The 24,857-nt window shown below is 34.5% G+C and carries 28 protein-coding genes; 7 read left to right on the forward strand and 21 right to left on the reverse strand.

Annotated features, from left to right (window positions below):
• Window positions 1-94: 94 nt before the first annotated feature.
• The 8 genes from AC1DKZ_RS11895 to recQ all read right to left on the reverse strand — a co-directional run bounded on the left by AC1DKZ_RS11895 (window position 95) and on the right by recQ (window position 8,248).
• The gene (locus AC1DKZ_RS11895; protein WP_476996301.1) at window positions 95-607 is read right to left on the reverse strand and encodes an N-acetyltransferase family protein; all 513 of its coding nucleotides are present in this window, start codon (window positions 605-607) and stop codon (window positions 95-97) included.
• 84 nt (window positions 608-691) lie between these two features.
• The gene (locus AC1DKZ_RS11900; protein WP_002142072.1) at window positions 692-1,693 is read right to left on the reverse strand and encodes an HAAS signaling domain-containing protein; all 1,002 of its coding nucleotides are present in this window, start codon (window positions 1,691-1,693) and stop codon (window positions 692-694) included.
• The gene (locus AC1DKZ_RS11905; RefSeq protein ID WP_002085093.1) at window positions 1,680-2,027 is read right to left on the reverse strand and encodes a PadR family transcriptional regulator; all 348 of its coding nucleotides are present in this window, start codon (window positions 2,025-2,027) and stop codon (window positions 1,680-1,682) included. Before AC1DKZ_RS11905 ends, AC1DKZ_RS11900 begins: the two co-directional genes overlap by 14 nt.
• Before the next feature lie 168 nt (window positions 2,028-2,195).
• Complete coding sequence (locus AC1DKZ_RS11910; protein ID WP_476996302.1) at window positions 2,196-2,528, reverse strand: DUF952 domain-containing protein; 333 nt, start codon at window positions 2,526-2,528, stop codon at window positions 2,196-2,198.
• A gap of 74 nt (window positions 2,529-2,602) precedes the next feature.
• Window positions 2,603-4,678, reverse strand: a complete 2,076-nt coding sequence (locus AC1DKZ_RS11915) for a HelD family protein (protein WP_476996303.1) — start codon at window positions 4,676-4,678, stop codon at window positions 2,603-2,605.
• A 117-nt stretch (window positions 4,679-4,795) separates the two neighbouring features.
• The gene (locus AC1DKZ_RS11920) at window positions 4,796-5,539 is read right to left on the reverse strand and encodes a class I SAM-dependent methyltransferase (protein WP_476996304.1); all 744 of its coding nucleotides are present in this window, start codon (window positions 5,537-5,539) and stop codon (window positions 4,796-4,798) included.
• Between the two features lie 182 nt (window positions 5,540-5,721).
• Window positions 5,722-6,105, reverse strand: coding sequence for a gamma-glutamylcyclotransferase family protein (locus AC1DKZ_RS11925; protein ID WP_476996305.1), 384 nt, complete (start codon window positions 6,103-6,105; stop codon window positions 5,722-5,724).
• A 25-nt stretch (window positions 6,106-6,130) separates the two neighbouring features.
• Window positions 6,131-8,248: a DNA helicase RecQ gene (gene recQ, locus AC1DKZ_RS11930; protein ID WP_002085084.1), complete on the reverse strand. Its 2,118-nt coding sequence runs from the start codon at window positions 8,246-8,248 to the stop codon at window positions 6,131-6,133.
• 232 nt (window positions 8,249-8,480) lie between these two features.
• On the opposite strand from recQ, the gene AC1DKZ_RS11935 reads away from it, so the two are divergent.
• The 4 genes from AC1DKZ_RS11935 to AC1DKZ_RS11950 all read left to right on the forward strand — a co-directional run bounded on the left by AC1DKZ_RS11935 (window position 8,481) and on the right by AC1DKZ_RS11950 (window position 11,040).
• Window positions 8,481-8,642 carry a hypothetical protein gene (locus AC1DKZ_RS11935; protein WP_476996306.1) on the forward strand — a complete coding sequence of 54 codons (162 nt, stop codon included), beginning with the start codon at window positions 8,481-8,483 and terminating at the stop codon, window positions 8,640-8,642.
• A gap of 698 nt (window positions 8,643-9,340) precedes the next feature.
• Entirely contained in the window at window positions 9,341-9,964 is a 624-nt protein-coding gene (locus AC1DKZ_RS11940; RefSeq protein ID WP_002085083.1) for a hypothetical protein, read from the forward strand.
• Window positions 9,965-10,093: 129 nt separating this feature from the next.
• Window positions 10,094-10,450, forward strand: a complete 357-nt coding sequence (locus AC1DKZ_RS11945) for a hypothetical protein (RefSeq protein ID WP_000606233.1) — start codon at window positions 10,094-10,096, stop codon at window positions 10,448-10,450.
• 137 nt (window positions 10,451-10,587) lie between these two features.
• Window positions 10,588-11,040 carry a hypothetical protein gene (locus AC1DKZ_RS11950; protein WP_002065777.1) on the forward strand — a complete coding sequence of 151 codons (453 nt, stop codon included), beginning with the start codon at window positions 10,588-10,590 and terminating at the stop codon, window positions 11,038-11,040.
• 51 nt (window positions 11,041-11,091) lie between these two features.
• Here AC1DKZ_RS11950 and AC1DKZ_RS11955 read toward each other — a convergent pair whose 3' ends face one another.
• Window positions 11,092-11,277: a hypothetical protein gene (locus tag AC1DKZ_RS11955; RefSeq protein WP_002085081.1), complete on the reverse strand. Its 186-nt coding sequence runs from the start codon at window positions 11,275-11,277 to the stop codon at window positions 11,092-11,094.
• A 132-nt stretch (window positions 11,278-11,409) separates the two neighbouring features.
• Window positions 11,410-11,859 (reverse strand): DUF6884 domain-containing protein, encoded by a 450-nt coding sequence (locus AC1DKZ_RS11960; RefSeq protein ID WP_476996307.1) that lies wholly within the window; start codon window positions 11,857-11,859, stop codon window positions 11,410-11,412.
• A gap of 319 nt (window positions 11,860-12,178) precedes the next feature.
• Between AC1DKZ_RS11960 and AC1DKZ_RS11965 the strand changes: the two genes are divergently transcribed.
• Window positions 12,179-12,367 (forward strand): DUF4017 family protein, encoded by a 189-nt coding sequence (locus AC1DKZ_RS11965; protein WP_085311557.1) that lies wholly within the window; start codon window positions 12,179-12,181, stop codon window positions 12,365-12,367.
• 129 nt (window positions 12,368-12,496) lie between these two features.
• Here the strand turns inward: AC1DKZ_RS11965 and ppaC are convergent, their stop codons facing one another.
• The 4 genes from ppaC to AC1DKZ_RS11985 all read right to left on the reverse strand — a co-directional run bounded on the left by ppaC (window position 12,497) and on the right by AC1DKZ_RS11985 (window position 15,955).
• Window positions 12,497-13,426 carry a manganese-dependent inorganic pyrophosphatase gene (ppaC, locus tag AC1DKZ_RS11970; protein ID WP_061675057.1) on the reverse strand — a complete coding sequence of 310 codons (930 nt, stop codon included), beginning with the start codon at window positions 13,424-13,426 and terminating at the stop codon, window positions 12,497-12,499.
• Between the two features lie 151 nt (window positions 13,427-13,577).
• Entirely contained in the window at window positions 13,578-14,243 is a 666-nt protein-coding gene (locus AC1DKZ_RS11975) for a lytic polysaccharide monooxygenase (protein ID WP_002085072.1), read from the reverse strand.
• A 437-nt stretch (window positions 14,244-14,680) separates the two neighbouring features.
• Window positions 14,681-15,196 (reverse strand): DinB family protein, encoded by a 516-nt coding sequence (locus AC1DKZ_RS11980; RefSeq protein WP_476996308.1) that lies wholly within the window; start codon window positions 15,194-15,196, stop codon window positions 14,681-14,683.
• 255 nt (window positions 15,197-15,451) lie between these two features.
• On the reverse strand, window positions 15,452-15,955 hold the full coding sequence (locus AC1DKZ_RS11985; protein ID WP_002085067.1) for a GNAT family N-acetyltransferase: 504 nt from the start codon (window positions 15,953-15,955) through the stop codon (window positions 15,452-15,454).
• Window positions 15,956-16,060: 105 nt separating this feature from the next.
• On the opposite strand from AC1DKZ_RS11985, the gene AC1DKZ_RS11990 reads away from it, so the two are divergent.
• Complete coding sequence (locus AC1DKZ_RS11990; RefSeq protein ID WP_476996309.1) at window positions 16,061-16,702, forward strand: HD domain-containing protein; 642 nt, start codon at window positions 16,061-16,063, stop codon at window positions 16,700-16,702.
• A gap of 85 nt (window positions 16,703-16,787) precedes the next feature.
• The gene (locus AC1DKZ_RS11995) at window positions 16,788-17,060 is read left to right on the forward strand and encodes a hypothetical protein (RefSeq protein WP_242245720.1); all 273 of its coding nucleotides are present in this window, start codon (window positions 16,788-16,790) and stop codon (window positions 17,058-17,060) included.
• Between the two features lie 55 nt (window positions 17,061-17,115).
• Here the strand turns inward: AC1DKZ_RS11995 and AC1DKZ_RS12000 are convergent, their stop codons facing one another.
• The 7 genes from AC1DKZ_RS12000 to AC1DKZ_RS12030 form a co-directional block, all read right to left on the reverse strand.
• On the reverse strand, window positions 17,116-17,481 hold the full coding sequence (locus tag AC1DKZ_RS12000) for a carboxymuconolactone decarboxylase family protein (protein ID WP_002085063.1): 366 nt from the start codon (window positions 17,479-17,481) through the stop codon (window positions 17,116-17,118).
• Between the two features lie 125 nt (window positions 17,482-17,606).
• Window positions 17,607-19,097 carry an alanine/glycine:cation symporter family protein gene (locus tag AC1DKZ_RS12005; RefSeq protein WP_257475404.1) on the reverse strand — a complete coding sequence of 497 codons (1,491 nt, stop codon included), beginning with the start codon at window positions 19,095-19,097 and terminating at the stop codon, window positions 17,607-17,609.
• Window positions 19,098-19,229: 132 nt separating this feature from the next.
• Complete coding sequence (locus tag AC1DKZ_RS12010) at window positions 19,230-20,714, reverse strand: aldehyde dehydrogenase family protein (RefSeq protein ID WP_476996310.1); 1,485 nt, start codon at window positions 20,712-20,714, stop codon at window positions 19,230-19,232.
• An 18-nt stretch (window positions 20,715-20,732) separates the two neighbouring features.
• Window positions 20,733-21,629: a 4-hydroxy-tetrahydrodipicolinate synthase gene (gene dapA / locus AC1DKZ_RS12015; protein ID WP_476996311.1), complete on the reverse strand. Its 897-nt coding sequence runs from the start codon at window positions 21,627-21,629 to the stop codon at window positions 20,733-20,735.
• A gap of 22 nt (window positions 21,630-21,651) precedes the next feature.
• Entirely contained in the window at window positions 21,652-22,593 is a 942-nt protein-coding gene (locus tag AC1DKZ_RS12020) for a proline racemase family protein (protein WP_476996312.1), read from the reverse strand.
• On the reverse strand, window positions 22,590-23,627 hold the full coding sequence (locus AC1DKZ_RS12025; RefSeq protein ID WP_078185957.1) for a proline racemase family protein: 1,038 nt from the start codon (window positions 23,625-23,627) through the stop codon (window positions 22,590-22,592). Before AC1DKZ_RS12025 ends, AC1DKZ_RS12020 begins: the two co-directional genes overlap by 4 nt.
• Complete coding sequence (locus tag AC1DKZ_RS12030; protein ID WP_476996313.1) at window positions 23,624-24,799, reverse strand: NAD(P)/FAD-dependent oxidoreductase; 1,176 nt, start codon at window positions 24,797-24,799, stop codon at window positions 23,624-23,626. Before AC1DKZ_RS12030 ends, AC1DKZ_RS12025 begins: the two co-directional genes overlap by 4 nt.
• Between the last annotated feature and the right edge of the window lie 58 nt (window positions 24,800-24,857).

Consider the following 24,857-nt stretch of genomic DNA (forward strand, 5'->3'; position numbering starts at 1 on the left):
CAATAAGAAAAAGATAGCATGAGATTTCTTCATACTATCTTTTGAAGTATATACAATTTCCTTTTAAAATTATTTTTTACAGTAATAGATACAGCTATTCTTCAGTAGGATTTTTAGGACCATTAAGATCCAATTGATAAAAAGCTAAATCTAGCCATCCATTGAACTTATAACCAGCCTTTTTTATTGCTCCCGAATAAACAAATCCGAAGTTTTTATGCATTGCAATGCTTTTTTCATTTTCCGCATCAATTCCAGCAATTAAGGTCATATATTCTCTTTCTTTTGCAATTGTAATTAATTCTTCCATTAAAGAGGACCCAATTCCATTTTTTCTATATTCCTTATCAACATACACAGAATGTTCAACTGAATATTTATAGGCAGGCCATGCCCTAAAGGGGCCAAATGTCGCAAATCCTACTACTTTATTATCTAGCTCGTAGACTAAAATTGGATAGCCATCAGCCTTTTTTTGTTCATACCAATCTATTCTATTTTCAAGGGTTACAGGTTTGTACGCATATACAGCTGTTGAATTAAGGATTGCATCATTATAAATATCTAAAATAAATGTTACATCTTTTTTCATTGCTTCCCTTATCATTGTTTTCTTCCTTTCATAATGATCTTTCTCTGTACCTTTCTTTCAACTGATCTACCTAATAAAAATAATAATACAAACTTATTTTTACAACCGAATTCTAGATTTTCGAAAACCATCAATTGCATTTAGTACCGCAGATAATATGAAGATAATTATCCCTCCACCAATTAACCACGTTTTAAATTCCTCTGGAGAAATTGTAAACACATTTGCCACATACGTAATGAATCCTTCGTTAAATAAATGAGGATTTACTACGATTACAATGAATACTATTGTTGCAGCTAGCTGTAGTATTGCATTCCCAATTGCCACTCTTTTCGTCCATTGTCCTTGCACTAACTTATAAAGAGATATACCTATTTCGAAAACAATCATAATTACAACGATTGGCCAGTACTGAAGTAAAACATCTTGATTAAAAGTTGGCGCGACAAACTTCAATCCATTTGCCGTACCATTATATACGCCAACAAGATAATTCGCATAAAAGTAAAGTGTAGCCCACACTGCCGTCCACATCAAACCTCCAAAAACTTCAAACTTTGAAATTGACTTTTTCTTTGGCACATACGAGATATTTTTCAAATCATCAGGTGTCCATTTTTTTAAACTTGTCGTCAACGGTTGGGTGCTTTTGTCTTTATCTGTTCTTTCTAAAATAGCAAATACAAGTGTCAACCAGAAAAATACATGGAGGCCTACTTCGACAATTTCCCCAATTCCTTTACCTATCAATTGTAAAATAACATTTAAAACTGCCTGATCACCAGTATAGCCTATAAAATTTTCTGCAACCATTGAAATGAGTGCGATAACAGCTGCAATTGGTATGATCATTTTTAATAATGTCGTATACACATCAAAATAACGTGGTCCAATTAAATGCATCGGTCTATCCAAATACCCATTAGCCAATGAAACTGGGCTCCCCAATTTTTCAAGGACACTCTTTACATCTTCCTCATTGTACTCATCAGGTAACATATCCTCTATTGTCGACCGTAGTTCAAGCGTAATATCTTCACGATTTTTTTCAGGTAATCTCTTCGCAACTTCATGGACATACATATCAATCAAACTCATTCTCGTCCTCCTCCTTTAATAGGTTATAAAGTTCTTTCGAATCCTTTATCCACTCCTTTTTCAATTGTAAAAATATCTCTAATCCATATTCACTTAAAACATAATACTTACGAGGTCTACTCTCCGTTTTATCCCAACTACTCGTCACTAGCTCCTGCTTTTCTAATCGGCGAAGTAGTGGATATAAAGTACTTTGATCTATCATGATTCCTGATTGCTCCAATAATTGGACAAGCGAATATCCATATTGTGGCGTTCTTAGTTGACTTAAAACCGCTAATGTCAATGTCCCTCTCCTTAGCTCAGTAATTAATGAATTTAATAAAGTATCCATTCACCCACCTCATTCCCATTACTATATGTCATACAGTATGTGTGTTATACTATGTATCGTACAGTATTATTGTGACAAAAACAATAATTTTCCAAAAAATATATACAATAAAAAGCACAAACTATATAATTTGCACTTTTCTAGCTAACTTAAATACCTATAACACTCTTAATTTTGTCCCTCTGGTAATAAAAAATCTCCCTTTTCTTTAAGAAATGGAGCAACACCTACAATTGCCTCAAAATTGATTACTCCATATACATGCGGGTATTCTTGACCGTTAGAAGCAAGTTCATATTTTATTTCTGCTTTTACTAGGGATGGATCAATTGTAAGTAATAATACATCTTCTTCATGACTGAAATGTGTTTCCGCAACTTTTAAAGCTTGGTCTAATAATGAACAATGAATGAACCCCTCTTCTTTAAGCGAGGCTTCATTAATCTCTCTAGTTGTTTTTGCGATTTCCCAATTTCTTTTTGTTATTACTTTTGTAATCATATCCATTCCCCCTATATCTTTATATAGAAAAAAAGAGGTTTTTCTGTTTATTACTAGAAAATCCTCTTTTTTATTTATTTTAATCCCTTAATTAATGGCGACGCTTCCCCACTATGGAAAATCCATAAATCATGAAGCGATCTCGTACATCCGACATACAATAATTTCGCATCATGTTTTGTATTTTTGTAATGTTCCTCATCAACGTCGATTAGAAGTACGGCATCAAATTCTAAACCTTTCGCCAAATATACAGGTACTACCGAAATACCACCTTCATATTTACTTTGATCTGCTTCAATGACATTAACAGTCAACCCTGCATTTGTTAACTTCTCATATATATCACGGCATTCATCATCTGTTCTTCCGATTACCGCAATTGTTTTCACATCTTCATTTTGCAAATGCTGTAATGTCTTTAAAACTTCAGTAAATTGGTCCTCTGCCGGAATTACTTTCACGCCTTCACCGCTACGGAAAACTGGAGTTGCGAGCCCCACTGGAATCTCTGCATTTTTAATTATTTCATTCGCGAATTCAATAATTTCTTTTGTAGAACGATAACTTCTCGTCAATTCATAATAACCTGTTTCTTGGAATACTTCCTTAAAAGCACCCCAGTCTTCAATTCCTTGATAATCATAAATCGCTTGAGATAAATCACCTAATATAGTGAAAGAATTACCTAGTGTAATTTCTTTTAATACATATACTTGGAATGGCGAGAAATCTTGCGCTTCATCAATAACGACGTGATGGAACTTTTGTCCAATTTCAATTCCTGTTATGCGATGTTGTATGTAAATTAAAGCTGGTAAGTCTTCTACATACACTTCTTTTTTACGACAATTCTTTTCTGTTTCTTGAACAAGTTCTTCAGGTAATACTTCGAGTATTTCTTTACTCTTTATCATTGAATTATATAGTGAAAGCGGGCTCATTTTCGGCCAAAAATTCATATATGTGTTCAATCTCTTTGTCGCTTCTTTTTTTAGTAATTTTTTCTCGTTTGTTTCTCCAAATTTTTTAAGCTCAATTTCAATCCAGCGCTTCATACGGCCGACTAAACGTTCTCTTCTTTTCTTTAATGGATAGTGTTTATATTCAACCTGCATCCATTTTTTAACGTCTTCCACTGGAATAACAGCTTTATCCCATGCCTCAAAATCTTTTGTTGGCACTAAATCTTTTTCAAATTGAATCATTCTTTCTTCAATAAACGACTTAAATTCCAGCGTGCCTTTCAATTTACCTAGCATAACCTTTTTTTCATCGCGATTAATTGAGAAAGCTTCTTTCAATTTTTCTTCTGTCTGCTTCAGTTTCACCGAGCCATCTAACGTACGTAATGCCCAATCTGGAAACGTTGTTTGACTAATATTTCCTACACCTAACTCAGGAAGTACACTTGAAATATAGTCTAAAAACAAACTGTTTGGAGCGAATACGATCATTCTCTCCGCTTCAAGTTGTTCACGATATTCATAAATTAAAAAAGCAAGGCGATGTAAAGCGATCGTTGTTTTTCCGCTCCCTGCAACCCCTTGAATTAATAACGGTAAGTTTCTTTCCGCACGAATAATATCATTTTGCTCCGATTGTATAGTCGAAACGATATCTTTCAATTTATTATCTTTATTCTCACCTAATCGATATAGAAGAAAATCATCAGCATGTGAGACATCCTCATTTCCTTTCACATATGTATCAACAACACGTTCTAGTTCTCTCTTTCGAATCGAAATGTTTCGTTTTAAATAAACATCGCCTTCTACTAATCCGTCTGGTGAATGATAAAATGCTAATTCTTCACCACCGGTAAATGAATAAAACATACTTGCGACAGGTGCACGCCAATCAATTACAATTGGTTTCATCGTATCTTTATCCGAAACACCTACTTTACCGATGTAAATCGGCATTACGTCTTCCTTGCCATCTTCCTGAAAGTCTAATCTTCCAAAATATGGCTCATGTACACCAATACGTAAGCTTTGTCTATTAGACTCCCTCATACTTTCAAGAATTTGCTCTTTAAAATCTTCTCCATAATAAACCGGGATTTTTTCAAGCTGTTCTAATTGATCATCCATCGTACTTAAAGTATCTTTCATTTTTTGTAACTCTTCGTCAAAAATGTTGTTCATTTGATGATTCCCTCCTGTCCGTTCCAATTTTTTCAGTCGAAATATAATTGTATTAAAAATCCATTCATAAAGTCAATAGTTTTAGTAAGAATTTTCTAAATTAAAAAAGAGTAGAGATTAATCCCTACTCTTCCTTACTTTAATTCGATATGCCAAACATTCATTTAATGTTGCCAATTCTTTATATTTTCGTTTTTGAAAATCATATGCTCCCCCAGGGAAGAATCCCATAATACTTAAACCAGCTTCAGCACATAGATTGCTAATCTCATCTACCGTATAACATCGTAAAGACTGTGTTACTACATCATTTGGATAATTAGGGTCCCACCAATGATCTAACATTCTTTCATTTATACTATCATATTCGTATTTTCGCATAGCTGCACTTAAGGACATTTCTTGTCCACTTACTTTTTTCCAATACAATGGTTGATAAATATCAATAAGTGCACATCCATCATCCTTCATCCAATCTTTAATCCGTTTTAATAGAATCAATTGCTCATCATCTGTTCCTACACCAAATCCGTCTAAATAACTAACAACATCAAACTTTTCTTCAAAGTTAATTTTATAAAAATCAGCGCAATGAATATCTATATTATTAGTAGAATGTTCTTTTGCAAACATAACTAACTCTTGTACAAGTTCAACCGTAGTCATTTTCACTTGTAACCTAGACATCGCCCTTGCAAATCTACCATTTCCTGCTCCTAGTTCTAACATCGTTTGAAATGGATGACCAACTTGTTCTTGAACTTCTTTAGCAACCTGCTCTAACCAGCTTTCTGTATTGATATCGTAATTCGACAGTTCGAATTGTTTTTGGTAAAATTCCTTCACATTTAATTCGTTCATTATTATTTTCCTCCTGCACTAGATTTTTCTGCTACAGGTGAGAAACTAAATTTCTGACACCCATGAAAAAAAACCATTCTTATTTCTCTATATTTACAATTCATCAAAATAATAAGAATTTTGAAAGTACCAATATAAAAAGCAGATAATGGTCGATTCCACTATCTGCTCTATAGCTGCTTTTATTTTCCTTGTTGATACTCCACCCAATCACCAGAAATGATAACTTTCTTTAGCATCTCTTTATCTTGAGCAATATACACAAATGCACGTATTTCTCTATCACCTAAATAAAGCGTTTCGGTGATTCGGTCATATAAATCACTCTCTGCATTACCTGTGTATTCTTCAAGTTCATCTAACTTTTGCAGAACATCATCATTTACTTCATAAACTTCTCCGTATACCTTTTCCCCATTTGAACAAATCATCGCAGGATACCCTTCGTATGTATCAAATAATTTACCATACGTCCATGCTTCGTCTGCGATGCATATTGCACCTTGCATAATATGAGCATTCGTTTGCTCTTTTCTTAACGTGCCATACACGAAAACGTGATGCATAAATCCCTATCCCCTTTATATGTCTCTACTTTCTAATTTGTAAATAAGCACGAATCATAAAGTAACTCACTTCATTTGGAAGTTGGTCCTTAATCGATTTCAGACCACCCTCTGCATTTTGCACGGCAGTTTCAATTAGAGCTTCATACTCTGCTGGAACAAAGCTATTCCAGTCTACTTCCATTCCATCTTCAAAGCAGCGAATTAAATGATTTTCAATTGTTTGTCTTGATAAGCTACGTTCTTTAGCAATTTCATCTAGATCAATGCCTTGTTTATACATTTCATACGTTTCTAAATGAGAATTCGCTGACGCTTTTCCTGATTTTTTACTCTCTGAAACAACTTCAGTCTTAATTGTTTCCGCATAGTTTGGGTTATCCTCAATAAAGTGCTGAACTGCTTGTAAGAAATGAGACCCGTACTTCACAAGTTTGTGTTCTCCGATTCCTTTTACAGTTAGGAGTTCGGAGTCACTTTGTGGCATTTTCGCACACATATCTTTTAACGTTTGGTCAGAGAAAATAACGAACGGCGGTACACCTTCTCCTTGTGCAATTTCTTTACGTACTTCACGAAGCACTTCAAATAAAGGATGATCTTGAACAATTTGTCTCGTTTCTACTCGTTCTTTGCGTAAAACATTCTCTTTACCAAGTAATACTTCTTTTCCTTTTTCCGTTACTTTTAATGTTGGATACGTACCATGTTCAACTGCAATTAACTCATCTGAAATTAAAAACTCAATAAACTCACTGACTTCTTTTACACTACGGTTTGATAAAAGACCGTACGTTGGCAAAGTATGAAAATTAAATTCAATGACTTTCTTATTTTTAGATCCAGTTAATACTTGTGCAATCATTTGCTTTCCGAATCGTTGGTTCGTCCTAATCATACAAGATAGTACCATTTGGGATTCTCTCGTCACATCGATACTTTCACGGTCATCCGTACAATTACCGCAGCGACCACAATCTTCCTTCGGCTCTTCTCCGAAGTATTGCAAAATAAATGATTGTAAACATTGTTCTGTATGACAGTAATCGGTCATATTTTGGAGTTTTTCAAGCTCATTTGAAAAACGTGATTCTCCAGTTGATTGATCGATTAAAAAGCGTTGTACTTGCACATCTTGAGAAGAATATAACAAAATACATTCACTATCTAATCCATCACGACCAGCACGTCCTGCTTCTTGATAGTAACTTTCCATATTTTTTGGAAGTTGATAATGGATAACGTAACGTATATTCGATTTATCTATACCCATTCCAAATGCAGATGTTGCCACCATAACACTTATTTCATCTCGTAAAAAGAGTTCTTGCTGTTCATTTCGATCGTGGTCGCTCATACCAGCATGATATTTCGATACAGAAACTCCTGCTTTCCCTAAATCTTCATATAACTGATCGACAACTTTTCTTGTAGCTGCATATATAATCCCAGATTCCTTCTGATTTTGACGAATATAATCCGCTAAATAAGCATTACGATCCTGTCCTTTAATGACAGAGAATGATAAGTTCTCGCGCTCAAACGTTGTCATAATCGTGTTTTCTTGATTAATTCCAAGCGTGTTGCAAATATCTTCACGAACTTGTGGTGTTGCCGTAGCAGTTAACGCTAATACGAGCGGCTTTTCTGGAAGATAATCTAATATGCGATGTATATGTAAATAACTAGGACGGAAATCATGTCCCCACTGCGAAATACAGTGCGCCTCATCAATTGCAATCATCGGGATTTTCATATCGATAAGTTGATCAACAAATTCCATTGAATCAAGACGCTCAGGCGCCACATAAAGTAACTTATAATGGCCTTGTTTCGCTAATTGAATTCGTTGATTTGCTTCTGTAATAGAAATAGAACTATTAATATAAGTAGCTGAAATACCGTTTTGTACTAATGTATCTACTTGGTCTTTCATAAGTGAAATCAAAGGTGAAATAACTAATGTCGTTCCTTCTAATACTAATGCGGGAATTTGATAACAAATTGACTTACCACCACCCGTAGGCATAATACAGACTGTATCTTTCCCATCTAATACATTTTTAATTGTTTCATCTTGTCCTCTTCGGAATGACGAATAACCGAAATAAGACGCTAAAAGTTCTTGTGCTTTTGTAAACAAAAAAGAGTCACCTGCTTTTCTTTATCTTTCATCTATTCCCATTATATCATCAAACTGATTCTCGCCACTTTGAATTTTATAAGTATTTTAGTTCTATTTGCTTCCTACGTTTTCCAACATAAAAAAACAAATCTAGTACACAAGAAGAAAGAATTTCAAAATAAATATTCATTTAATTTACCTTCCTAGAATACTACTAATCGTATACATATGAATTTGAGGAGGTTAAATTATGAAGAGTCGTTACAATAATTCCAACAAACCTAAAGCGTCAAATAAACAACTCCAATTATCTAATAATGATGCGTGGAAATATGAATCATTTTATAAGTATCAGCCCTTATTTTCTTATAGCAAGCTTATGAATTTCCTTTCTCAACTTTTTAAACGTTAATACATGTGCCAAATATATATCATTCAAACAAATTTTCTCAACATATAACTTATAGACTTACTACAATACAGTTGTTACCATATATAATAATCTGTTAGATAAACCCCTTATGTTGACCTGCTGAAATTAGCAGGTCTTTTTTTATAATTATATATCGCGATATATCGTAGCCTGACTGAAAAGTCTTTTCTCCATTTTAGAACCCTATTCCGCTCTCCACAAATGATTATAATTCCAAAAAGCAAAATATAAATCCGCTACATTCATACAAGCAATTCATTTTTTCTCAATACACAAAGTGAATTTCATTTGTTACTATAAAAGTACTCTAGATGAGTTTTTGCTCATCAACATTATCTAGTTAAAGGGGTCTGCCGCGGGAAGCAGACCCCTTTAACTTTATTAAAAAGTACCCTTCTTATTTGGACACATTTACCAGGTTTTTTTGAAAGAATTTTATGTTAATATTACGTAGTCGAGTCCGACATCTCGACAATACCCTTTAGAGGTCCTGTAATTTCCCTTGCAGGACCTCTATTATTTTAAAATTCTTTTGATTTATATATATCATAAGTATATTTTTCATTCCCCTTCAACTTTCTCCTTTTCCAACTCTCAAAAAAACTCTTGGACACGTAACTTAAAAATAACGTTTATCATATTGTGAGATATACATGTTCAAAGGAGTGTAACTATTTATGTATACTTATTGGCAATCGTATTACTCCCCTTATCATATCACTAATGGAAACTTCGATTCATTTGTAAGAAATTACCGAGTTAGTAAAAACGAAAACTTTCTAAAAGGATATATGCGTTCTTTATGGGAACAACACGTTGCTTGGACACGATTAGCCATTATAGGCATCATCTTTAACTTACCCGACGTAAACGTTACCGTTGGACGTCTTCTACAAAATGCAACACACATGGGGCTATCACTTGAACCATTCTACGGAGAAAATGCAGTAAAAAAATATAGTGCATTAATTAAAGACCACTTAACAATCGCTGCTGATCTTGTTAAAGCCGCAAAAGCTGGTGATCAAAACGCAGCGGCCGCTATAGAAAAGAAATGGTACGCTAATGGAGACGAAATTGTTGAGTTTCTAACTAGTATCAATCCATATATAGAAAAAGAAGAATTTAGAAAAATGTTTTATGAGCATTTAGCGTTAACGAAAGCGGAAGCACTTGCCTTCCTAAATAAAGATTATGATGCCAGTGTAAAACTATACGATAAAATTGAAAAAGAAGCATTAGAAATGGCCGACATGATAACAGACGCAATCGTAAAACAATTTCCGCAAGTATTTCAATAAAAATAAGCCGATTTGAAAAAACAAATCGGCTTATTTAGCTTTCTATCAATGATATTTCACTACTCCTCTTTACATTTAACGTATATCGATATATTTTATTAATATCCGTTTTTTATAGGAGGAAATAGTTTGATTAACGCAATTGGTCTCGTATTTATTCTCACAAATAAGCACGAGAAAAAGAAGAAAGTTTATCTGAATGAAAAATTCGCATTAATAGACATTATTGATTCTAAAGAAGTATTTGATGATGAAGGTAACTCATTAGTAGAACTAACATGTAAATACAGCATATACTTAGACGAAAAATACTACTGTAAATCTCTCGATGATTATACTGGACAAGTATTCCCCTTCTTAAGCGCAAAAATAGGAAAGGGACTTCTTAGAAACTTAAATTATTACTTTTCTTACGTTGATGCCTATGATAAAAAACCACCTGTTAAAGAAATAAGACCGCTTATGAAACAAGTAACTAACAGATAACGGACAGTATTCAAAAAGAAAGCACCTAACTTCAGATGCTTTCTTTTTTTGAATCAGTAACTCTCTAACTTTCATCTCCTTCTAAATATATATACCCACGCATACTTTAAAATAAAAACATTGGAGGATTAGGCTGAATGAAATATTCAGAATCAATCGTAAGTAAACGGCTTCGAAAACTTAAAACAACTGGTATGTTTTTTATACTATTTTTAATCGCATGGATTGGATATACAAAATTCCTTTATGGAAATGGTTTTCTTCTAGAAAAGAAAAATTCAGTTGAAGTAATGAATACTAGCGTTACTGGAGAAATAGAAAAGAATTTCGATGTAAACTTACAAGGTTTTCGTAAAACGAACCTTGATACACTTATAGATGCTAGTAAAACCGATCCTAGCGAACTATCCTTAATTGAACTCATCAACACATCTTGTTCTAAAGATTGCATTGGCGAACCTTTAACTTACGTTAAATCAAACCACGGATATATCTTTTATAAGGAATCTAATGGTACTAATGTAGCTTTAAAGATTATAAAACAGGATTCATGGGAAATTGAAAAAAAATCTGTTCAAGATGGAATTTAAAAGGTTTATACACAAAAAGAGTACTTACTTCAAAGTACTCTTTTTAAAATATTACCACTTACGACATTTATCATCATCGTCGTCACGTTTACGATTGCGACGGCAATCATCACAATCACAGTCACGTTTACGTCTACAACCACAATCATCACAATCTCTGCGTCTACATCTTCCAAACATTAAATCATCCCAAAATCTATTACAATCTCTGCGTCTACAACCACAATTATTACACATGAATATGATTCCCCCCTAATATAAAATAGAATTCATCATATTCTATGTTTAAAAGGGTAAAAAGGCTTGTTTACTAGTCTATTTTAAATGTATTAATTTGGCATAATTTGAATCTATATTACTAATTTATCCCTATACTTCCTTCCGCGCTTCCACAGCCCCCTTCAATCTCTGCAACATATACCCAATTCCTCTACATCCCGCTAACGGATATGTGATGATTTCTTCTGGATATAACTTCGTCACTACTTTTTTATGCTTCTTCCCCGCAAGTAAGACGATCTCTTCAAACTGAAGTAAATCTTTATCAATCATCTGTTGTTTTAATTGTTCTATGCTAATAATCTCATTACTATTTGAATCAAATGCAAGATCATAATTTTCCTTTACAATATCATTTGGTCTTAAGAATCCATGCTTTGCTGATAATATAACCCAATTCTCAAAAAACTCAGTTGCATACGCCTGACATGCTTTTCCGAATGGACTAATATATACATCTTTTGCCTCTGCCTCTCCGTAATCTGAGTACTTATCCCAAATTTTCTTCTTTCCGCATGGAATTATGCATAACCTTTTCATCGTTATTTCTTACCTCGATTCTATATTTCTTATGAAATATCAATTTTCCAGTACATTTTTTTACAGAATACTATATACTAATCTTGAAAGATCAAATTACATTATATTCAATATTTGGTTTAATTTATTTCACAACAGTCTATTAAGCATATATATTATTACATAAACATACCGTACTAAAGTCACTTTCATACAGCATGCAAACACGTCATCCTTTAGTGAATTTGTAAAAATTTCATAAAATCAAGTACACTTAATCTCCCAATCGCTATTTAATAGCACAATATATAAATGTAGTATGAAAAGGAGGTGAACAACTATGAAAAATATACTCCCAGCATTATTAGCTTATATTATTGTTTGTATCATCGCGATTATCATTCCAGCATCTGACGGCTATAATACTATAGGTTGGAAATTCTTTGTTGGGCAAGCGTACGCAATACCTATTTTCATTATCGCTGCTATTATCACATTTTATATAAATAAGAAACGATCTTATGAATAAATGATAAGAAGGATAGCTATTGCTATCCTTTTTTATTTCCATCCAATAGGCTCTTCTGTAATTTTATAATAAAAAGGACAAGTAGCCAATATGACTACTTGTCCTTTCTTTTATCCATACTCAATAATATTAAGCTTGGAATGTTTCTGTTAATACAGGAACGATTTGTTTTTTACGAGATACAACACCTTTTAAAGTAGCTGTGTTGTTTTGTAATGTTACGTTGTAAGCTTTCTCAACAACGTTTGTTGCTTTACCAATCGCAAGACCAACAGAATCGTTAGTTAAGATATCAGTTACAACGAATAAGAATAGGTCTAAACCTTTTTCTTCTACTACTGCAGTGATAACTTTTTCAAGTTCCGCTTGGTGTACAAGAACGTCGTTTGTATCAACAGCGTTTACTTGTGCGATTTCAACTTTCGCGTTACCCATTTGGAATTCTTTAGCGTCAAGGGAGATTAATTGCTCCATTGTTTTTCCGCTTAAGTCAGCACCAGCTTTTAACATTTCTAAGCCGTAGCTATCTGCATCTACACCAGCGATTTCCGCTAATTCACGAGCTGCTGCTACGTCTTGTTCTGTGCAAGTTGGAGATTTGAATAGTAAAGAATCTGAAATGATTGCAGATAACATTAAACCAGCAACTTCTTTACGAATTGTAACGCCATTTTCTTTGTACATTTTGTTTAAGATTGTAGCTGTACATCCAACTGGCTCACAACGGTAATAAATAGGATCGCTTGTTTCAAAGTTAGCAATACGGTGATGGTCAATAACTTCTAACACACGAACAGATTCGATATCGTTAGCACTTTGTTGACGCTCGTTATGGTCAACTAAAATAACGTTGTCCACTTCGTTTGCTACTGTCTCAACAAAACGCGGTCCTTCTACTTTAAAAGAGTCTAACGCAAATTGAGTTTCACCGCTGATTTCGCCTAAACGTACAGGCTCAGCATTCATTCCTAATTCTTTTTTCAATTCTGCATAAGCAATCGCAGAACAAATTGCATCTGTATCTGGGTTTTTATGCCCGAAAACTAGTACTTTTTCCATGTTTTCCACCTCTTCATGAAAAGGATATCTTAAAGAAGCAAATATGACAATATTTAAAGCCGAATTTTTTATAAATAATTGTACTTTCTTCTATATTTTTCATAAAAAAGATCATCTAAAATGAATTAGATGATCAAAATGTATATTTAATTTAAAATAGTGTAGGAACTTGCACTACATTGTTAAACGCAAAATTGGAATTTAAACCATTATTCACAAGGTTCACATCAATAACTTGATAAAACGCATTTCCAGTGTCCGCAATCTCCCAAACAGCTAAAATAAGATGGTAGCCACTACGATCAGTTGGTACATTTGCTTCATGCGTTACTGTTGTCCCCGGTCTAACTCCGCCATCATTTTTCACATAGAACGGCACTAAATCTAAACTAGACCTTGTTAAAGGCATATTTGGATTCCAATCCTTCTTTGTAATGTAGTATTTCCATTCTTTCGTACTATGAGGAGCCGTTAATTTCCACTTGAATGTATTCGTCCCGCCGTTTAACGTAACTTTCTTCCACCTATCCACTGATTGAGCGTCTAAAGCAGGAAAATGACCAGCACCTGCAATTTGTCCATCAGAAGGTCCTAATTGCGGAAAGCCGCCTATTCCTTCTACACTTTGTGGTTCATATTGAACTGGACCGCAATTTACATTTACCCCTTGCTTACATAAAAAAGATCGGCTCGCTGGTGATTCTACATACCCATGAGCTGAAGCCTTTTCTGAAAATCCAAATGTTAATAATCCCGTAAGTAATATCCCACCACTTAACATAATCTTTTTCATCTTTTGTAAACTTGTCTTTTTCATTCTTTCATCCCCTTTCCAAAAATGAAACGAAAATAACTATAGTTGCCTAGTCATCTTCTCTACAACCATTATAAGTGGAAGGGCATTACTAAAAGAACCCTCTAAAAACTTTCTCAAATTCTTTTAGCTACAAAAATATCAATTCTTCACGCATTTTAATTACCAGTTATCAAATCTATTATTTATTTTGTCGTTTTACTGTTAAATACTTATAACACCGTCTGAAAATACAAACGGCGTTAAAGTAGTTAATAATTACTTACAATTATATATCACAGTGTAGCTTCGAAAAAAGTTTGATTACATTAACTCTATAAACCTAGATAAAATAATACAAAGAAAAAGTGTGTTTTGAAAAAGATTGATCTAAACATGCTTTAAATATACTCAATTAAACCATTCGTTTATAAATAAATTACGAAATTGGCAAAGGTAGTCTAGTTATCGAATAGCCCTCTTCCCCTCAGATTTGCGGAAACAGGCTCCTTTCCTATTTCACGTGCCCAGATAGATAACTGGCCGATATGGTGGATTTCATGGACAATGACATGACGTATTATCTCTCCGTGTGTACATTCAATGACTCGGCGCCTGATTGGGGCGTCTCTAGAGCTAATCGTTTCTTCATTGAAATCAGTTTCTGAAAGTTTCCGAGAATCCATTTCATTTGTCCAAGATGTCACAAATGGCTTCACTTTCTCGTGATATTGAGCTGAGAGATTTTTTACTTTTTGCAAGCTGGTATACTCTTCAAACAATGGCTCCTCAGGAACTGGCTCACCTCGCAAACCTAAGATCCACATATATTCCACATCTACAATGTGAAATAAAGTATGTAGGATACTGCCGAACCCACCGACCCGTTTCTTTAATAGTTCTTCATCCGGCATGTCTTCGCACAATGTAAACCATTCATCACGAACTTGCCAGTTATATTGAAACAGTTTCAACATCACAGCAACCTCCATCTTTTAGATTAACATTTAATATTCACCAAAAGACTTCAAAATTCCTATTTAAATAATACCTCTTATAAACCTATTAAAACCTTATACAAATTGGCCCTCAAATTGAACATTCAATATGAAGTTAATGAATGAAAAGAAAACCCCTATTATACAGGGGTTTATCAATCTTTTTATAAATCAATACTCAGACCTAATAACAACTTTGTGGTTTGAAAATATCCCTCTTTTTAAATAAAAATACTAAATCATTTTATAATAAATAACCGTTGCATCTAACTCACCATTCGGAGAAATTGCATACCCCGGTATTTTACCGGATTCTTGAAAGCCTAATGACTTGTACAATCTATTGGAAGAATCTCCTTCTCTAGTATCTAATACTAAAAGAGATCTGTTTTCTTGCTTTGCCCGTTCTTCTGCTTTTTGCATGAGTAAACGTCCAATACCATTACGTCTAAAGTTTGGATGAGTCATTAACTTGCAAATTTCAGCTCTATGTATCCCATTAGGCTTTGTAACTAAATGTAATTGAATACTCCCTGCCACTTCATTGTTTATTTTGGCAACATACAATATTACTTCTGGTGCTAATACCGTTTGCCAATAATTTGTTGCTTCTTTTTGTTCCAGTGGAGGTAAAAAACCAATTGACGCCTCATCATTTACTACAGTTTTCAACAGTTCAGAAAGCTCTTCAATGTCTTCATCAAGTCGTTTAATTTCTTCTATTACTATACTTCGCATTCCTTTTCCCCCTTTTGTTTCATTGTAACAATTTTTAAAGCAGGAATAATGAAATACTAAGATGAAATTATTAAATATATGATTTTTTAGAGAAAGGATACCTATATGAAATATATATTAGATAGGAAATATGCAAGAGAATTACTCCAGTGGGCATATGAACAAAACCCAGGTCCGTGGTTCGATCATTCACGTAATGTTGCCCTTGCAACTGAAAAGATAGTTGTTGAACTTATTAATAATGGGTACGACCTAGATGCTGATATAGCATACAACGCTGCCCTCCTGCATGACATAGGAAGATATAAAGGTTTTACTAAATCTGTTATTCATTCCTATGATGGTTATATGTATATGAATGATTTAGGGTATACAGGAAACGCCATTATATGTGTGACGCATTCATTTCCTTGCAAAAATGAGCATTTAGATATCGCGGCAGAGTGGAGCATTGTTCCTGATTTTATGGAAAGCCGATTAATTGAAATATTGAATGAAAACAGTGACTACGACTTATACAATAAGGTGATTACCCTTTGTGACGCACTTGCTGATGCGGATGGATTTACTACTCTTGAAAAAAGATTGATTTCAGTTTGTTTACGTCATGGCACAACCTCTCATACTTCTTTACATTGGAAGGGATTCTATGCAATTAAGAAAGAATTAGAATCTTTAATTGGTAAGAGCATATACACACTTCTCCCTAATATAGAGACATCGATTTATAAAAATATAGAATATTAAAATAAACATAACTTAAAAACGCTAAAATTTGTATGTATGATTCTAAAAAACTCTTTCAAAATTGGAGGGAATAATTATTAGTAAAATGGGATTTGACTTGATAGAACATAAAGGTAACTTTGATTTTGGATATGAAGATATTGCGGGTATATCTCGGAAATGTAAATTTTCTAATTGTTCGCATACAAATGAACCACACTGTGCAGTAAAAAAAGCTATCTCTGACGGCATACTTTCTGAAGAAATATTTAATAGTTATTATAGAGATTTAAACGAGCTACAATATGTTTCTAAACAGAGTAATAAAACAAAAGCTATCGATTATATGAAACAATTGAAACTCTTTCAAAAAAATTAGGCTAAACTAAAAAGCCCTCCTTAAAATAATATTTTCAAGGAGGGCTTTTTCTTGTTTAATGACTTTGGTGTTTCAATTCCACCAGACATTCTTGTACTAAGGTTACTGCCTGACTCATTGCAGCTCCCCCAGCAAACGCGGCTGAAACACCACAAGCTTCTAAAATTTCTTTATCAGAACATCCTTGGTCGATACAGCCCTTCGTATGATAAATCGTACAATATTCGTCTTGTGTTGCTAAACTAATCCCTAATGCAATGAGCTGCTTTTCTCTTTTAGTTAATGTACCCTCCTGAAAACATGCTTGTGTAAAAGCGTTATATGTTTCTGCAATTTCAGGGATTTGTTGCGTAAAATTCCCTATACCTTCTTTATAATCAAGTAATACATCATTTATAGAGCCATATTGTTGATTTTCCATCGTATATCCTCCATTCATTTTATTCACACTTACTTTAGTATGAGATAAAATGAAGGACATATACAAATATTTACTTTTAAAAATAGAATGAATTTTCAGTTTATTCAACTTTTAAATTTGCACATCTACAGTTTCAGCCCATTATCTACTGACACTTTTTCTTTAGAATTTTTCCTTTCAACCTCTTTACTTCTTTCTTCCCAAAATGTTAAACCTTCAATTCCCACATTTTTAGGATCAAACACTGGATCTTTCCCTTCTTTTTTCTGCGTTTCATAGTCTTTTAACACTTTTAATGCAGTTTTACTTAATAATAGAATCGCGATTAAGTTTAACCATGCCATACTACCGATTCCTAAATCTCCAAGATTCCATAAAAGCGACGCTGATTCTACACTACCGATGTAAACCATAATTAAAAATCCAATTTTTAAAACTGGCTTTAACCAACTATATTTGAGCCCACGATCTAAATAAGTAAGCGTCGTTTCAGCGATATAGTAATAAGCAAGCAAAGTTGTAAATGCAAAGAAGAAGATTGCGATTGAAATAAATATTGGACCAAATCCGGTCATAACAGTTTCAACTGCTTGTTGTGTATAGATTGGACCTGCATCTACATTTCCTATATTCTTTACAATAGCGCTTTTCCCTTCAGGTATTACATTATACATACCTGTTATTAAAATCATAAGCGCTGTCGCTGTACATACAACAATTGTATCGATATATACAGAAAACGCTTGAACTAACCCTTGCTTTGCAGGATGGGATACTTCAGCTGCAGCTGAACTATACGTCGCTTCTCCAACACCAGCAACATTTGAAAATACAGCACGTTTTACCCCCCATGCAATAGCTGCGCCGACGATGCCCCCAAACATTTCATTTACACCAAAAGCACTTGAGAAAATTAAAGCAAACATACTTGGAATTTCCGTTACATTCGCAATTAATACGATACATGTAACAATTACATAACCAATTGCCATAAATGGAACTAGCATTTGAGAAACGCCCGCAATTCTCTTTACGCCACCAAAAATGATAGCTGCTAATAATACGACTAACAATATACCAGTTATATATTTGCTAATACCATTAGAATTTTCAAATCCAACTGCGATACTACTCGATTGAATACCTGGTAATAAAACGCCATATGATAGTGTTACAACGACCGCTACAATGACCGCAAACCATTTCATTTTCAAGCCTTTCTCAATGAAATATGGCGTACCACCACGGTATTCATTGCCTACTTTACTTTTATATACTTGTGCTAATGTTGATTCAACAAATGCACTAGCTGCTCCTAATAATGCCATCACCCACATCCAAAATACAGCTCCAGGTCCGCCGAAAGCGATAGCTGTCGCTACTCCTGCGATATTACCAATTCCAACCCTACCTGATAACGCCAAACAAAATGCTTGAAAGGATGATATCCCAGTCTCCGAGCTCTTCCCTTCAAATAATAGTTTAATCATCTCCTTAAAATAGCGAATTTGTAAAAAACGAGTTGCAATTGTGAAATACACTCCTGCTCCTAATGCGAAAACAACTAAGCCAATACTCCAAACTTGCCCTACTAACCATTCTACTAACTGCTCCATCCAAATCCCCCTTATCATTCTTTTGAAAAAGCAATTTTATATATAAGAAAACGGACAACTATTATTAAACCTTCCAGTTGTCCGCATCTCTCATTATTTCATCCCTCTATTTATTAACAGTTAGACTCTCTATTACTTTATATTTACCCAAACACTTTTCACTTCTGTATAGTTATCAAGCGCATACGAACCTAACTCACGTCCGATACCAGATTGTTTATATCCACCAAATGGTGCAGCAGCATTTTCTAAGTTATAATCATTAATCCACACTGTTCCTGCCTTTAATTTATTGGCAACTTGATGCCCTATTTTAATATTTTGTGTCCATACACCCGCAGCAAGTCCATATGAAGAGCGATTTGCTCTTTCAATTACTTCTTCTGTCGAATCGAACGGGAGTACAACGACAACTGGTCCAAAAATTTCTTCCTTAACAATTGTCATATCGTCTGTAACATTTGTGAATACTGTTGGCTGTACAAAATAACCTTTTTCAAATGCACGTTCACCGCCAGCTGCAACAGTAGCACCTTCAGCTCTTCCTTGTTCAATGTAATTTAGCACACGCTCTTGTTGTTTTTTAGATACGAGCGGTCCCATTTCAGTTTCCGCCTCCATACCTGCTCCAAGCTTCACGTTATTTGCCATTTTCACAAGTTCATTTACGACTGTTTCATAATGCTTTCGATGAACGAAAACTCGAGATCCTGCGCTACAATTTTGACCATGATTATACATAATTCCTTGGAACGCACCGTTAATCGCTTCTTCTAAGTCAGCGTCTTCTAAAATGATGTTTGGTGACTTACCACCAAGTTCTAACGTTACATGTTTAATTGTTTCTGCAGATTGACGCATAATATATTTCCCTGTAACTGTTGAACCTGTGAAAGCTACTTTATCAATATCATGATGGTTTACAATTGCCGATCCTGCTTCAGGACCGAAACCTGGTACAAAGTTTACGACACCGTTTGGAAAACCAGCTTCTTTAAAAAGCTTCGCTGTATATAGTAAAGATAAAGGTGTTTGCTCTGCTGGTTTTAATACAATCGTACAACCCGTCGCAAGAGCGGCTCCCATTTTCCAAGAAGACATAACGAGCGGAAAATTCCACGGGATAATTTGACCTACAACGCCAACCGGTTCATGGCGTGTGTAATTTAAATAATCTTTTGAAATTGGAATGGTTTGCCCAATAATTTTTGTAGCCCATCCCGCGTAATAGCGGTAATTTTCTACAGTCGCTGAAATATCATCATCAAGTGCTACTTGATATGGTTTTCCATTATCTAAAGCTTCCAGCTGTGCTAATTCTTCTCTATGCTCTTCAATTAAATCTGCTAATTTATAAATAAGGTGTGCTCTTTCAGCAGTAGTCATCTCTGCCCACGGGCCTGATTCAAAAGCAAATCTTGCCGCTTTTACTGCGACATCAACATCTTCTTCTTGCGCTTCACATACGACTGCTAGAACATCTTCTGTTGCTGGATTGTATGTTTCAAACGTCTTTCCACTTATTGAAGAAACAAATTCACCATTAATAAACATTTTAATTTCTTCATTTAAAAACGCTTTCACTTTTGGTTTCAGCTCAATGTTTGTCGTTAACATATATACTCTCCTCCTTATTTAAACAGCTGCATGAGCTGCAATTTCTGATAAAATCGTTTGAAGCTTTTGATCTTCTTCTTCAGTTAATCCTAATCTCGGATAACGTGAAGGTCCTCCGACTTGCCCATGTAATTCCATTGAGCGTTTAACAATTTGTACATATTTCCCTGATCCTTCAAGAAACTCGCAAAGAGGTAAAATAGCATCGTTTATTTCCCATGCTTTTTCTAATTCACCATTTTGAAAATGCTCATACATTTTCGTAACGAGTTCTGGAACGATATTTCCTGCTACTGAAACCCATCCCGATGCACCAACTAAATAAGATTCCATAACTAAATCTTCAGATCCACAGAAGACTTGGAAAGCCCCTTCGCCTTGTCTTACTAAATCTCTCGCTTTTCGAATATCTCCGCTAGATTCTTTAATATGTGTAACATTTTCACATTCTTTTCCAATACGGAGCATTAGCTCTGTACTCATATCAACACCAGAAGTAAATGGGTTATTGTATAGCATAATTGGTATATTTACAGCGTTTGAGATTTCCTTGAAATGAAAATAGATTTCCTCTTCCTTCGGTTTACAATAGTAAGAGTTTATAATTAACGCACAATCCGCTCCGTGCGCTTCTGCATGTTTCGTATACTCAATCGTTTCTTTCGTCGTTTCTGCAGCAGTTCCAACAATGACAGGAATACGGCCATCAACTTCTTTTAATACTGCTTCTACCATGTTAAATCGTTCTTCTTTTGATAAACTAACAAATTCCCCTGTACTTCCATTAATAATAATTCCAGCTACTTTTCGCTCAATAAAGTAATTTACGTTTTGTTTTACACCTTTCCAATCAATCTCTTGAAACTCATCCATTGGTGTTATTAATACTGGAAATGCCCCTTTAATATTTTGCATCTTTATCTCTCCCTTTAACATATTATTTTAATAAGAAACCTGTTGGAAACGGATCGGTAGGATCTAATATAAATGTTTGCATACCTGTAATAAACCCTCTACTTTCAAATCGAAAAATGTATCCGAGTTCTTCTTTCTTCACTTTTTCTACTGTTATAAAGCTATTAAAAATACTTTCATTTTTAATAGCTTTATCCGCTATATATTCATTTTTAGATAAAGCATGAACATAAGACACAATAGTAGTAACAAAACCTGGTGAACGTACTATAAAGTTATCTTCATGAAATGTAATCGACTTTATATGGTTCTTTTCTTTTTGCATAGAATCTACTAAAATAAGTCTTTTTATTAATGACTGTTTTTGTATATTTTGAAGTGTAGCTTCACCCCATTTTTTTAATTTAGAGATGTTTTCAATACTGATTTCTGGCGAATACGTATCCTTTTCTACAACTGCATATACTTTATCTGCCTGTATGAGAGAGTAACTTATATTACCAACCTTTAAATTGTTCTCAATCATATAACATAGTTTGCTTTCAAACGAAACAGATACAACTTCATCATTCTCTACATATGCATCGACTGAAAATATTCCAGATAGCGTTTCGATTTTGTATTGATTAGACTCTCTCTTTTTTAAATACCCGCTTTCTAGCAACATCGTTATAACTGCGACAATCCCTCCGTAATGAAGAGGAATAGATCCTTCATGATTAAAAAACAATACAGCTGCATCCACTTCATTATGAATAGAAGGAACGACAATACATCCGTTTAAACCGATAAAACCACGTGGTTCATTTAATAAAAGCTTCATTTCCTCTGCTAACTCACCTGAAAATTGTTCGTTTAATTGCTCCAAACTGTAGTAGTATTTACATGGTACGTCTTTCATTACACGAAATGCCTCGCCATTTACGTGTACTTCTACTGCTGTATACATTTTTTGAATGTTCATTTTACATCCTCCGTTTCATGTTCCATCGGCGGAATTAGCAAAAAGCCTTCTTTAAGTGGATCCTTTTCATTGTAAAAAAATCTATGCATACCCATAAGCCAAGCTGATCCCGTAATTTTCGTTACTACAGCTTCAATATTTTCTACATATGTTGTATTCATAACACACCCTTTAAATAAAGAACCTACAATACTCTCATGAACAAATTCTTCATCGATATCAATTTTTTTATGAGCATATAATACAGCTAACTTCGCTGATGTTCCTGTGCCGCATGGAGATCGATCAATTCCTCCTGGCGGAACAACAACTGTATTTTTCACATGCGCACTTTCATGAGTAGGATCTGTATAAAATTCAACATGTGTTAATCCTCTTATAAACGAATACTCTGGATGAATGATTTCAAACTTCTCATTAATTGTATTTCTAATATGAATCGCCTTATCAATGATTGTAGATGCGTTTTCTGGTACTAACTCTAAACCTACTGATTTCGCATCGATAATGGCATAAAAATTCCCTCCATACGCAATATCCGCCTCTACAGTTCCAATTTCTTCGACGTGTACAGAAATATTTTTCAGTAAAAAAGCTGGTATGTTACAGAAGGAGACTTCTTTCGCTTTCCCATCTTGAACAGAAATATCTACTTCAACTAAGCCAGCTGGTGTATCTAGCTTTAAAGAAGTAACCGGTTCAATTACTGGAATTAAACCTGATTCAACTAAAGCTGTACATACACCGATTGTATCGTGGCCACACATCGGCAAATATCCACCTGTCTCTATGTATATAACACCTATATCAGCTTCAGGATGACACGGATCTGTTAATAATGCCCCTGACATTACATCATGACCACGAGGTTCATTCATTAACAATTTCCGAATCCAGTCATACTCTCTTTTCATATGTAACATCTTCTCTGCCATCGTCTCTCCAATTAACTTAGGAAGTCCGCTAATTAATGTCCTCGTTGGATTCCCGCCTGTATGTGTATCAATTGTCGTAAAGACTCTTTGTGACCTCATCCGTTTAACACCCTTTCTGTAAAACGACTCAAACGAAGTGGTTCAATAGGAATGATTGTTTCTTTTTCATTTAATAACTCTTCAATCACTTTCCCAGTAACTGCCGCAAGACTAATTCCATCACCTTCATGTCCTGCTGCAATAAAATAATTCGGAATATGTTCCACTCGTGAAATTATCGGCAAATGATCTTCTGTCCACGGGCGTAATCCAGCATATGAACGAATCACCATCATATCTGCCATTTTCGGATAAAAACGAATTGCTCTATTCGCAATACATTTAATAACCTCGTTATTTATCTTCGTATGAAAACCTACAAACTCTCTACTACTACCAATTAAAAAATTTTGGCTTTCTGTCGGTTCAAATACAAGTGCCACCCCATACTTTTCAGTTAAAGCATCCACTTTTCGTTTTCCACCAAATTTAGAAATTAAATAACCAAATTCCATTACTTTACGGCAGCCAATGTGTTGTTGCCTTGAAGCTACAATAATATGTCCCTTTCTCGGTTCAATTGGGATATTCACATCTAACATTTGTCCGATTTTAGGAGCCCACACACCGGCTGCGTTCACCACTTGTTTCGCAGTAAACGTTCCATTTGTCGTTTCTACAATAAAGGAACCGTCTATATCTCTTTTCACTTCTTTAACTTCTGTATGATTAAAAGCTTTCGTACCAAATTTCTTCGATTCTGCAAGAAGTGAAAAAGCAAGAAGATATGGATTTACAGTTGAATCCGTTGCACATTCTAAACCGCCTAATAAATCATCTGCAAAAAATGGTGATTCTTCTTTTATATCTTGCCTATCAAGCATTCGAAATGGTAAACCAGCCTCTTTTTGACGATTTACCCATTGCTGCGCTGCCTCCATCTCTTCGTCTGATTCACAAACGAGAATGCTTCCTGGCGCTCTATATTCAAATGAGTGCTCCAATTCTTCACTTAATTCAGTTACTAAATTTTGACTTACTAACGACATTTGACTATCAAACCCTGGGTCTTTATCAATCGCCAAAATGTTCCCGTCACACCGTGAAGACGTTCCACTGACAAATTCCCCTTTTTCAATGATTGTTACGTCTCTTCCGTATTTTGATGTGTAATAAGCGATAGAACATCCTATAATACCACCGCCTATTATTAAAACGTCACAGTGTCTCACATAGCACCCCTCCTTCCTCCTAAATCTCTCACTTTCTATTTATGCAATTGGTGTGCCA

Source organism: Bacillus sp. 05T21 (assembly GCF_056396785.1).